The organism is Aureimonas pseudogalii (assembly GCF_014196835.1).
In the GTDB taxonomy this organism is placed as follows: Bacteria; Pseudomonadota; Alphaproteobacteria; order Rhizobiales; family Rhizobiaceae; genus Aureimonas; species Aureimonas pseudogalii.
The window spans coordinates 1-11,090 of sequence record NZ_JACIEK010000036.1 but is presented as its reverse complement, the minus strand read 5'-3'; the positions used below and the strand labels follow the sequence as shown (position 1 = coordinate 11,090).

The 11,090-nt window shown below is 66.0% G+C and carries 9 protein-coding genes; all 9 read left to right on the top strand.

Going from position 1 to position 11,090, the window contains the following annotated elements; genetic code table 11:
* Positions 1 to 47: 47 nt before the first annotated feature.
* On the top strand, positions 48 to 377 hold the full coding sequence (locus GGR04_RS23380; RefSeq protein WP_183202972.1) for a hypothetical protein: 330 nt from the start codon (positions 48 to 50) through the stop codon (positions 375 to 377).
* 155 nt (positions 378 to 532) lie between these two features.
* Positions 533 to 709, top strand: a complete 177-nt coding sequence (locus GGR04_RS23375) for a hypothetical protein (protein ID WP_183202970.1) — start codon at positions 533 to 535, stop codon at positions 707 to 709.
* A 589-nt stretch (positions 710 to 1,298) separates the two neighbouring features.
* Positions 1,299 to 2,636, top strand: a complete 1,338-nt coding sequence (locus GGR04_RS23370) for an aminotransferase class I/II-fold pyridoxal phosphate-dependent enzyme (RefSeq protein ID WP_183202968.1) — start codon at positions 1,299 to 1,301, stop codon at positions 2,634 to 2,636.
* Positions 2,637 to 3,213: 577 nt separating this feature from the next.
* On the top strand, positions 3,214 to 4,254 hold the full coding sequence (locus GGR04_RS23365) for a LacI family DNA-binding transcriptional regulator (protein ID WP_183202966.1): 1,041 nt from the start codon (positions 3,214 to 3,216) through the stop codon (positions 4,252 to 4,254).
* Positions 4,255 to 4,349: 95 nt separating this feature from the next.
* Entirely contained in the window at positions 4,350 to 5,600 is a 1,251-nt protein-coding gene (locus GGR04_RS23360; protein WP_183202964.1) for an ABC transporter substrate-binding protein, read from the top strand.
* A 74-nt stretch (positions 5,601 to 5,674) separates the two neighbouring features.
* Entirely contained in the window at positions 5,675 to 6,613 is a 939-nt protein-coding gene (locus GGR04_RS23355; protein WP_183202961.1) for a carbohydrate ABC transporter permease, read from the top strand.
* Positions 6,610 to 7,509 (top strand): carbohydrate ABC transporter permease, encoded by a 900-nt coding sequence (locus GGR04_RS23350; RefSeq protein ID WP_183202959.1) that lies wholly within the window; start codon positions 6,610 to 6,612, stop codon positions 7,507 to 7,509. The genes GGR04_RS23355 and GGR04_RS23350 overlap by 4 nt, the downstream gene beginning before the upstream one ends.
* A gap of 29 nt (positions 7,510 to 7,538) precedes the next feature.
* Positions 7,539 to 9,491, top strand: coding sequence for a glycoside hydrolase family 127 protein (locus GGR04_RS23345; RefSeq protein WP_183202958.1), 1,953 nt, complete (start codon positions 7,539 to 7,541; stop codon positions 9,489 to 9,491).
* Complete coding sequence (locus tag GGR04_RS23340) at positions 9,488 to 10,612, top strand: ABC transporter ATP-binding protein (RefSeq protein ID WP_183202956.1); 1,125 nt, start codon at positions 9,488 to 9,490, stop codon at positions 10,610 to 10,612. The genes GGR04_RS23345 and GGR04_RS23340 overlap by 4 nt, the downstream gene beginning before the upstream one ends.
* Positions 10,613 to 11,090: the final 478 nt, after the last annotated feature.

Genomic DNA, 11,090 nt, shown 5'->3' with positions numbered 1-11,090 from the left:
GCACTCAGGCCTGAAGTTCCGCTCGCCTCGTGAGTTCATAAGGCTCAGTGCCTAAACCCAACAGCCGCCTGTCCGGCGAAATGGGGTCCACTCCATGGCGGAAGCGCGGTGGCGATGTCCTCGACCATGCCGACTATGCGCACTACGCGCGGATCATGAGCAACCCAGAGCATTTTGAGGTGGTGTTTGAGGCAGGGTTCGATGATCCTGCCGCGTTGGCGGCGCTGTTGCACGACGCAGGTCGGCTCCGCGCAGCATCGCATCATGCGCGTGCCTTCACGCTGGAGGATCTGCGCGATCTCCGCGTGATTTGGAAAACGATCGAGACGGGGTTGATCGCTTTCGTGAGCGATTATGAAGTGGAATCGTGGGCCTGACGGGACTTCGCGGTTCAAGGTCTTCGACTGTCTTCCGCTGCTCGGCTCGCCTCCTCAGACTATTAACGTCGAGGTCAGTCTGGTTTGAATTAGAGCAAGGTCTACCATGGCTCTGGCGGCATCTCGGTAGTTCGCCGCGCTCGACACACGGCGGCTTGTATCTCCAGGTTCTCGTCGAACGCCGTCACAGCATTGACAAGATCGCGGCCGCCATCGGCATGGGTTCTGCAGATACGTTGCGGCATCATTTCCGCCGGCGCGCGGGCGTGAGCCCGCAATCCTGCCGAGACCAGTTCAGCGCACCGCAGACTGTCGAGGCGCTGGCCCAATGACAGCTATCAGAGCCTCGCTTACGGCGGATGAAGGACTGAAACAGGTCGAAACCTGCCGGTTTGGCCACCGGCGGCGACGCCTTGGCGACGCTCTTGCCACCCTGTTAAAATCCGAAATCACCGTTTCGGATTTCCATCTTGCCACCATGCGGGCTACCTCTCACCGGCTCTGTTGCAATGATTCTTCGGCTGCCGGAAAGTTAGAAAATCCGTTCAGGCCGAGACCTGTCCGCATCCGATTTGGCCAGTTGTCGTAGTTTCAAATGATGCGTGAAGCCAAGTTTCGGACGCGGTTGGCTATCGATGGTTGGAGGTAGTAGGACAAATTTCTACACGCCGGAAACTTTGCAACAGAGCCCGCTGTCGTCATCGTCCGCATGCATAAGGCAAGCGACCATACCGCTTCTCCGTCATCGATATCGTCGAACGGAGCCGCTCCACGCAGCACTCGCCGGTGACGGAAACAGGGGTTGCACCGACAAGGGGGTGATCAAATCCGGAGGCGTTTCACCCCTTCGAGTGAAGCCGACGACACGTTCCGTTTGCTACCCACGTTCCGACGGAAAATGTCCGGCGGGAACTGCGTGATATGAATTTGGTAATGCCGAACATCTTGCAGGCCGAGAATCTCGCGTCGGATCGCGTTTTGAATGGGGTCGTGAACGACCACTATGCAGGCCACGAAAGCAACCTTGTTCGCCGCTGGCTTCCGGTGGCCGAGTGGTTCGACGATCGCTGTGATTTAGGCCTTGATCCCTATCAAAAGTACTCGAGAGGTAAGATCAGCGCTACCGTCTCCGGGGTGTTCCGGAATGGAGTTGCATTCTCAGGCGTGAATTTTGCGAGTCAGGATTACCTTTCGCTATCATCCCATTTGAGATTGGTTCGATCCGTCAAGTCAGCCGCCGAAGACTTTGGCGTTCACAGCGCGGGCTCGTCCAGCCTGATGGGCGGATGCGAAATGTCTCTGCGTCTCGAACAAGCCTTCGAGAAATTTCTTGAATACCGCGAAGTGACACTGTTTCCGACGGGATGGACGGCAGGCTATGGCATTGTGAAGATGCTGGCCCGGCCGGGGGACCACATCGTCATCGATTTCCTCGCCCATGCCTGCCTTCAGGAGGGCGCGAGTTGTTCGGGCGCCACCGTGCACCGCTTTCCGCATTTGTCCAACGAAGCAGTTCGCAAACACCTCGTTCGCATCCGGTCGGCTCAGCCGGACGCCGGTATCCTCGTCGTTACCGAGACACTGTTCTCCATGGACAGCGACAGCCCCGCCGTCGCCGAACTACAAGCGATTTGTACCGAGCATGGTGCGACGCTGCTGGTGGATTGCGCCCACGATCTGGGCTGCATGGGCGAGACGGGAAGAGGGATCCTAGAAGTTCAGGGAATGGTCGGCAAGGTCGACGTCCTGATGGGATCCTTTTCCAAGACCTTCGCCTCAATCGGTGGCTTCGTCGCGACGCAGCACCGGGGCCTTCGCACCGCCATGCGCGCGTGTTGCGGGCCGCAGACATTCACTAATGCGATGACGCCGATCCAGGCCGCAGTTGTTCTCGAAGCCCTTGCCATCGTTTCCGACCCCGAGGGAGCGGTGCGCCGTAAGCGTTTGGCGGCCAATGTCGCCTATCTCAGGCAGCAGCTTCATGAGAACGGCTTCGTCACGACGGGCGAGCCCAGTGCCATTGTTCCGGTCGCCGTTGGCGACAGTGCCACCGCCCGCCTGATGACGCGCCACATGACCCGCAACGGAGCGATCGTGAACCTCGTCGAATACCCAGCCGTGGCGCGTAGCAAGTCGTTTTGGCGCCTTCAGGTCATGGCAGACCACGAGGGGTCGCAGATCAACGATCTCGTCTGCAAGGCGATCGAGGCCCGTGCAGCCATCTGCAACCAACCGACAGTCGAGGAGTGCTCGCCATGAAGGCCAGAACCCGAACAGCAGTCGGGTTGCTCATGTAGATGGCTGCCTCATCGGCCTAAACCTCGACCGGGCCGATGCCGCAACCGGCGCCATTGCAAGATCCAGATCGCAGTGAGAGCTTGGCGCTATCCGCCGTCTTCAGAGCCACAGGCTCTCACTGCCTTCGCATCTTTGCAACAGAGCCCCCCAAACTGCCTGCGTGCGAATGGTGTCATAGGGACAGAATATCAAACCCGAATACCCGATGGGTGGTCCGCCTTCGGAATCGCCTTCCGCGCTTCTCGAAGGGCCTAAAAGGGTTCAAGAACTGATGACCCGCTTTGGGGTGTCCGCGTCCGCTGTCGACCTACAGAGCCGACATGTCTGATCTCTCAGCAGCTTGGAGCGACGGCTGCATGTGCGAATAGCGGATCAGGCCGCAGTGATCCTCTTTCGTTGTCCGGGAACAGGATGCGCGTCGTGCTCCGCGCATGATGGCAGCAAGCCTTGACAGAGTTGGGTTGAAATGAGAAAACGGTTTCTCAGATTGAGAAATCCTTTTCTCAGCGGTTTTGGGCTCGATGTGAGGGGAGGCGTCATGACGGATACGGGAGCGCCGTCCGCGTCGGGAAGAGCCCGCATCACGATCCGTGAGGTCGCCTCGGCGGCCGGCGTTTCGGTGGCGACCGCTTCGAAGGCGCTGAACGAGCGAGGCCGGATGATGCCGGAAACCCGCCAGCGCGTGCAGGATGCCGCGCGCAACCTCGGCTTCCGGCCGAACGCGATGGCAAAGGCCCTCGTTCACAAGCGTTCCTTCACGCTGGGTCTCCTCACCAACGACACCTACGGCCGCTTCACCCTGCCGGTCGCGGCCGGTCTTTCCGCGGCGATGGCCGATCGCGGCGTGTCGGTGTTCCTCTGCGCCATCGACGACGATCCCGAACGCGCGCGCCTCAATCTGGAGGCGATGGAGGACAAGCAGGTCGACGGACTGGTGATGGCGGGCAAGCGCATCGATCGCGCGCTGCCGATCCAATTCACGGCCCTCCATATGCCGCTCGTCCACGTCAACGCCGCCTGCCCGGAGGGCGGCATCGGCTTCGTGCCCGACGACGAGGGCGGGGCTCATCTGGCGACGGCGCATCTGGTCGCGCTCGGGCGGCGGCGGATCGCGCATGTCACCGGGCCGGGCGGGTTCGCCGCCGTGCACCTGCGCGAAGCCGGCTGGCGGCGCGCGCTCGCGGAGGCTTCGCTGGCGCCGCCGGGCGAGGCGCTGCTCGGCGAGTGGTCGGAGCGCTTCGGCTACGAGACCGGCCAGCGGCTCTTCGCGGCCGGAGGCGAGCAGCCGGACGCCGTGTTCTGCGGCAACGACCAGATCGCGCGTGGCCTGATCGACGCGCTGACTCTGCAGGGCCTTCGCGTGCCCGAAGACGTCGCGGTCGTCGGCTTCGACAATTGGGGCCTCTTCGCCGAGGCGACCCGCCCGCCGCTCACCTCGGTGGACATGGAATTCAAGGCTCTCGGCCGGGAGGCCGGACTGACGCTGCTCGACGGGATCGACGGCAGAACGGTGGCACCGGGCATCCGGCGCCGGCCCTGCCGGCTGGTCGTGCGCCGCTCCTGCGGCGGCGAGACGTGAGATCGCATCGTGCGAACCGCCGGGAGGAACGGCGGATCGCACGATGGGGCGAAGCCCGCCTTCGAAGAGGCGCGCACACATTGGGAGGAACGGACATGAAAAACTGGTGCCTTGGGCTCGGCGGCCTCGCCGCCACCCTCATCGCTCTGCCGGCCCCGGCGAGCGCGGAAACCGTCAGTCTCTGGGTTCGCTCGGACGGCTCGACCTTCATGCCGAAGATCGTCGAGGCCTTCAACGCCAGCCAGAACGAGCACAAGGTCGAACTCCAGATCGTACCCGTCAACGAGCTCGTCCAGAAATACGCCGTCGCCTCGGCCGGAGGCTCGGCGCCCGACGCGCTCTCGCTCGACCTCATCTACACGCCCGCCTTCGCCGCGGCCGGACAGTTGAAGGACATCACCGACCTCGCCAGGTCGCTGCCCTACTTCGAACAGCTCTCGAAGGCGCATGTCGCCACGGCGACGTTCGAGGACAGAATTTATGGCTTGCCCTTCTCGGCCGACGCCTCCGTCCTTCTCTGGAACAAGTCGCTCTTCAAACAGGCCGGCCTCGACCCCGAAAAGGGCCCGACGACCTGGGCCGAGATCCGCGCGGACGCCGAAAAGGTCAATGCACTCGGCGGCGACGTGAAGGGCTTCTACTTCTCGGGCAATTGCGGCGGCTGCAACATCTTCACCTTCACGCCGCTGATCTGGGCGTCCGGCGGCGACATCTTCGCCGACGACGGAAAGAAGGCGACGCTCGATACGCCGCAGATGCGCGACGCGCTCGCCTTCTACCAGGGCATGGCCAAGGACGGGCTGGTGCCCGCGGGCTCGCAGACCGACACCGGCGCCGACTTCTTCGCCGCCTTCGCCACCGGCAGGATCGGCCTGACGCCGTCGGGCTCCTTCGCGATCGGCGCGCTCAACACGCAACATCCCGAACTCGACTACGGGGTCACCTACCTGCCGGGCAAGGACGGCCAGTGGTCGTCGTTTGCCGGCGGCGACAACATCGTGGTCTCCGAGGGCACCGACAAGATGGCCGGCATCAAGGCTTTCCTCGACTACGCCTATTCGCTGGAAGGCCAGACGCTGCTCGCCCGAAACGGCTCGCTGCCGGTGCGCGGCGATCTCGCCAGCGAGGCGCTCGCCGGCCTCGACGCGCGCTATCTCCTCGCAGCCGACGCCATGGCCAAGGGCCGGACGCCCTATTCGCCGGTCTTCAACGACCTCATCAACTCGGCGAACGGTCCCTGGATCACCCTGCTGAACACCGCCTTCTTCGGCGATGCCGCCTCCATCGAGCCGGCGATCCGGACGGCCGAGGACGCCATGCAGTCGATCATCGACACCGCGCCCTGAGCGAGCGACGCGAACCGGCGGCGGACGCTTAAGCGTCCGCCGCTTCGGCTCTCTCCAACGGAAGCGATCGCGCCATGTCGGTCCCGTCAACGCAAAGCTCGCTCGCATTCGCCGCGGCGCGTCCCCTCCGCAAGCCCCGTCGGCGCCGACGCGACTGGACCGGCCTTCTCTACGTCGCGCCCGCGCTTCTCCTCGTTCTCGTGTTCTTCCTCCTGCCGCTCGCGATGACCGCCTGGATGTCGCTGCACAACTGGCCGCTGATCGGACGCACGCGCTGGGTGGGCCTGGCCAACTACAAGGCGCTCTGGGGCGACCGGAACTTCTGGAACGCGCTTCTCTTCACGCTGCGCTACACGCTCGCGGCCACCGCCGGGCTGATGATCGCCGGCATGGCGCTGGCGCTCCTCGTGGAGAAGCCGCGCCGCATGGCCGGGCTCTACCGCACCGTCTTCTTCCTGCCGGTGGTGATCGGCTTCGCCTCCGCCAGCCTCCTCTGGGCCTGGCTGTCCAACGTCGACAGCGGCCTTTTCTCGGCGCTCGCCGAGGCGATCGGGCTGACCGAGGGGCGCGTCAACATCCTCGCCATCTTCGAGCCCGCCTTCTGGTCGGTCACGGCCATGGTGATCTGGAAGATGGCCGGCTTCTACATGGTGATCCTGATGAGTGGCCTGCAGGCGATCCCCACCGACTATTCCGAGGCCGCGCGCATCGACGGCGCCGGAATGCTCCAGCGCTTCCGCCACATCACGATGCCGCTCGTGCGCCGGCCCTTCGCGCTCGCGCTGATCCTCTGCGTCTCCGGCTCCATGCTCGCCTTCGACCAGTTCTACATCATCCTCGCCGGCGGCCCGCAGAACCGGACGATCACGGCGGTCTACTGGATCTTCAGCCAGTCCTTCGTGTCCTTCCGCCTCGGCTACGGCGCGGCGCTGTCGATGGTGCTCCTCGCCATCCTCGTGGTGCTCAGCGTGATCCAGCTGCGTCTGCTGCGCGACCGGGAGGACGCCCGATGACGCTCGTCTCCTCGGCGAATGCCCTGCCTGAAGCCAACACCCCGAGCCCGCGCCCGCCGCGGCCGGGCGCCCGGCTCCATGCCGTCCTCTTCCACGTCACCGGCGTTCTCGTCGCGGCCCTCTTCCTCGCGCCGATCGTCGTCGTGGTGCTGGCCTCGCTGCGCCCGCTCTCGCAAGCCGGCGCGCCGCTGCCGCCCTGGCCGACCACGGGTCTGGCCTTCGACAGCTACGGGCGGCTGCAATCCTTCGGCACCGGCCTTCTCCACTATGCCGGCAACTCGCTCTTCGTCGCGCTCGGCACCACGGTGCTCACGGTGCTGGTCTCGGTGCTCGCGGGCTACGGCTTCTCGCGCTTCCGCTTTCCCCTGAAGAGCCTCGCTTTCGTGCTCATCCTCTCGACCATCATGATCCCCTTCCAGTCGATCCTGACGCCGCTCTTCCTGATCCTCGCCAAGCTGGGGCTGCAGAACACGCTGACGGGGCTCGTGCTCCTCTACACGACGCTGCAGTTGCCCTTCTCGGTCTTCATGATGCGCAACGCCTTCGACGCGGTGCCCAAGGAGATCGAGGAGGCCGCGCGGATCGACGGCGTGAAGGGGCTTCGCATGCTCGTCTACGTGATGGGGCCGCTCGTGCTGCCCGGCATCGTCTCGGTCGGGCTCTTCGCCTTCCTCAACGCCTGGAACGAGTTCCTCGCCGCCCTCGTGCTCCTGACCGACCAGGAGAAGTACACGCTGCCGGTTCTGATGACGGCCGTGCGCTCCGGGCGCTACGGCGCCGTCGACTGGGGCGCCGTGCAGGCGGGCGTCACCGTGATGATGATCCCCTGCCTCCTCCTCTTCCTCGCCCTCCAGCGCTTCTACATCCGCGGCCTCACCGCAGGAGCCGTGAAGTGACCGCCGACCGCCTCGCCAAAGGGAACGCCATGAACGTCCAAGCTCCGCTCCTCGCCCGCGACGCCGCGCGCCCGAAGGCCAAGTTCCGCCCGCCCGCCGTGCATCAGGTCCGCGTCGAGGGCTTCTTCGGCCCGCGCATCGACGCGATCGCCGCCACCACGGCGCACACGCTCCTCGACCGCTGCATCGCGGCGGGCATGCTCGACCAGGTCGATCCCGACCGGCCGAACCCCGGCCTCAAGATCCCCTTCCAGACCGGCAACGACACGGTCACCACGCAGATGTTCTGGGACTCGGACTTCGGCAAGAGCATCGAGACGGCGGCCTATGCACTCTCTCGAAAGCCCGATCCCGCGCTCGAGGCGCGCGTCGACGAGGTCGTGGAAGCCTATGGGCGGCTGCAGGACGAGAACGGCTATCTGAACTCCTGGTACCAGCGCATCGAGCCCGGCAGGCGCTGGACCAACCTTCGCGACTGCCACGAGCTCTACGATGCCGGCCACATGATGGAGGGCGCGGTCGCCTATTTCCACGCCACCGGCAAGCGGCGCCTGCTCGACATCATGGCCGGCTATGCCGACCACATCGCGAGCGTCTTCGGACCGGGAGAGGGCCAGAAGCGCGGCTATTGCGGCCATCCCGAGATCGAGCTGGCGCTGGTGCGCCTCGCCCGCGCCACCGGCGAGCGGCGCTATCTCGACCTCGCCCGCTTCTTCGTCGACGAGCGGGGCGCCGCGCCGCACTATTTCGACGAGGAGGCCAGGGCCCGCGGCCGCGATCCGCAGGACTACCATTTCGAGGACCACCGCTACACACAGAGCCACGAGCCGGTGCGCGCGCAGCGCCACGTCGTCGGCCACGCCGTGCGCGCCGCCTATCTCTATTCCGGCATGGCCGACGTCTCGACCGAATACGGCGACGAGACGCTGAAGCCGGCGCTGGAAGCGCTCTGGGGTCACCTGACGGAGAAGAACCTCTACGTCACCGGCGGCTTCGGCCCCTCCGCTCACAACGAGGGCCTGACCTTCGACTACGACCTGCCCAACGAGACCGCCTATGCCGAGACCTGCGCGGCCGTGGCGCTCGTCTTCTGGGCCAACCGCATGCTCGGGCTCGGCCCCGACCGCGCCTATGGCGACGTGATGGAGCGCGCGCTCTACAACGGCGCGCTCGTCGGCCTGTCGCTCGACGGCACGCGCTTCTTCTACGACAACCCGCTGGAAAGCCGCGGCGCGCACCATCGCTGGCGCTGGCACCGCTGTCCGTGCTGCCCGCCCAACATCGCGCGCCTCGTCGCTTCCGTCGGCACCTACGCCTATGGCGAGGCCGAGCGCGAGATCGCCGTCCACCTTTATTGCGAGGGCGTCGCCGATCTCGAGACCGCCGGCACGAAGGTCCGCATCCGGCAGGAGACGCGCTATCCGTTCGAGGGCCGCGTCGCGCTCACCGTCGAGCCGGAGGCGCCAGCCGACTGGACCCTGTCGCTGCGCCTGCCCGGCTGGTCGTCGGCGATCGCCGTCTCGGTCAACGGCGAGGCGGTGGAGGTCGGCGCCCATGAGGAGAAGGGCTACCTTCGGCTCACCCGCCGTTGGGCAGCGGGCGACCGGGTCGAGCTCGACATCGACATGCCGGTGGAGCGGCTCCACGCCCGTCCCGAGATCGGCGCCGATCAGGGCCGCGTCGCCCTGCAGCGCGGGCCGCTGGTCTACTGCCTAGAGGAGGCCGACAACGGCGCGCACCTCAACTCCGTCCTGCTGACGCCCGAGAGCGCCTTCCGCTGCGAGGAAGCGAGCGACCTTGGCGGCGCCACGGTGCTGGTGACGCAGGGCCTTCGCGAGATCGGGGCGGACGGCGCGGCGCTTTATGCGCCCACGGCGCCCATGCGGGAGGCGGCGAGCTTGCGCGCCGTGCCCTACTACGCCTGGGACAACCGGGCGGAAGGCGAGATGCTCGTCTGGGTCCGGCAGGAGGGGGCGCGATGAACGCGGTTTCGCCGCGTCCCGCCACGGGAGGCCCCGCGGGCGCTAGAACCGGGGCCGCGGGCCTCGAGCTTCGCGGCGTCGCCAAGTCCTTCGGCGCGGTCGATGTGCTGAAGGGTATCGATCTCTCGATCGCGGGCGGCGAGTTCGTGGTCTTCGTCGGCCCGTCCGGCTGCGGCAAGTCCACGCTGCTTCGCCTCATCGCCGGTCTCGAGGAGGTCAGCGAGGGCGAGATCGCGATCGGCGAGCGCGACGTGACCGACCTCGACCCCTCGCGGCGCGGCATCGCCATGGTGTTCCAGTCCTACGCGCTCTATCCGCACATGAGCGTCGCCGGCAACATGGGCTTCGGCCTGAAGATGGCGCGCCGGCCAGCAGCCGAGGTGGAGGCCAAGGTGCGGGCGGCCGCCGAGATCCTGCACCTGACGCCGCTTCTCGACCGGCGCCCGGGCCAGCTTTCGGGCGGCCAGCGCCAGCGCGTCGCGATCGGCCGGGCGATCGTGCGCGATCCCGACATCTTCCTCTTCGACGAGCCCTTGTCCAATCTCGACGCGGAGCTGCGCGTCGAGATGCGCATCGAGATCGCGCGGCTCCACAAGGCGCTCGGCAACACGATGGTTTACGTCACGCACGACCAGACCGAGGCGATGACGCTGGCCGACAAGATCGTGGTGCTGCGCTCGGGCCGGATCGAACAGGTCGGATCGCCGACGAAACTCTACGAGGATCCCGACAACCTCTTCGTCGCCGGCTTCATCGGCAGCCCGAAGATGAACCTCCTTCCCGCTCGCCTCGGTTCGGCGGGCCTGGACGTGGCGGGGCAGATCCTTCCCGCCCCGGCGCTTCGCGAGGCTGCGCGTGCGGCGGACGGCGAGGTGACGCTCGGAATTCGGCCCGAGCATCTACGCCTTGCCCGCCCCGGCGAGCCCTTCCTGCCGTTCACGGTGAGCTTCGTCGAGTTCCTTGGCGGCGCGAGTTGGTTCTATGGGCAGGTCGCACCCGGCGTGCCGCTCGTGGTGGAAGGCGAACGTGGGCAGGCGCCGTCCCAGGGCACCCGGATGCAGCTGTTCTACGATGCCGGCGACGCCCGGCTGTTCGACGGAAAAGGACAGCGTCTGCGTTGAGTTGCCTGCGTTGCAGATGCCGAACGGCCCGGTTTGCAAAGGGGAAACGCCGCGTCCATCGCCGTCCTATGTCCGGCCTGCGAGCGCGGTTCTGAACTGCCGGCCACGATGAGATCCGCAACGTCGATCGCCTGGAATCGAACGGTCGCGCTCGATCACGCATCGCAACGGACAGGCTGATCGACATCGAGATGTCGCCACTCCGGGGGACATCACGCCTCGGCACCTCGCCTGGCTCCTCCCGGCGTCGAGCCTCGGGACGCTCGCTGGTCCTACGTTCTCGTCGAACGATGGTAGCGTGTGGACCGTCTCCCGTCGTCTTCCACCCCTACGGCTCGGTGAGCGGACGGCTGGCTGCGATCTTCGACTTCCACTGCGCCTGACTGGGAACATGCCCGAAGCGCTGGCGAAACCGCTTGGTGAAGTCGCTCATGTGAACGAACCCCCAACGACCGGCCACGACCTTGATGGACTGGCT

Bases quoted from the DNA above. Each gene is read 5' to 3' on its own strand.
- GGR04_RS23345 (WP_183202958.1), top strand. From the start codon at position 7,539: ATGAACGTCCAAGCTCCGCTCCTCGCCCGCGACGCCGCGCGCCCGAAG.
- GGR04_RS23360 (WP_183202964.1), top strand. From the start codon at position 4,350: ATGAAAAACTGGTGCCTTGGGCTCGGCGGCCTCGCCGCCACCCTCATC.
- GGR04_RS23365 (WP_183202966.1), top strand. From the start codon at position 3,214: ATGACGGATACGGGAGCGCCGTCCGCGTCGGGAAGAGCCCGCATCACG.
- GGR04_RS23355 (WP_183202961.1), top strand. From the start codon at position 5,675: ATGTCGGTCCCGTCAACGCAAAGCTCGCTCGCATTCGCCGCGGCGCGT.
- GGR04_RS23350 (WP_183202959.1), top strand. From the start codon at position 6,610: ATGACGCTCGTCTCCTCGGCGAATGCCCTGCCTGAAGCCAACACCCCG.
- GGR04_RS23370 (WP_183202968.1), top strand. From the start codon at position 1,299: ATGAATTTGGTAATGCCGAACATCTTGCAGGCCGAGAATCTCGCGTCG.
- GGR04_RS23340 (WP_183202956.1), top strand. From the start codon at position 9,488: ATGAACGCGGTTTCGCCGCGTCCCGCCACGGGAGGCCCCGCGGGCGCT.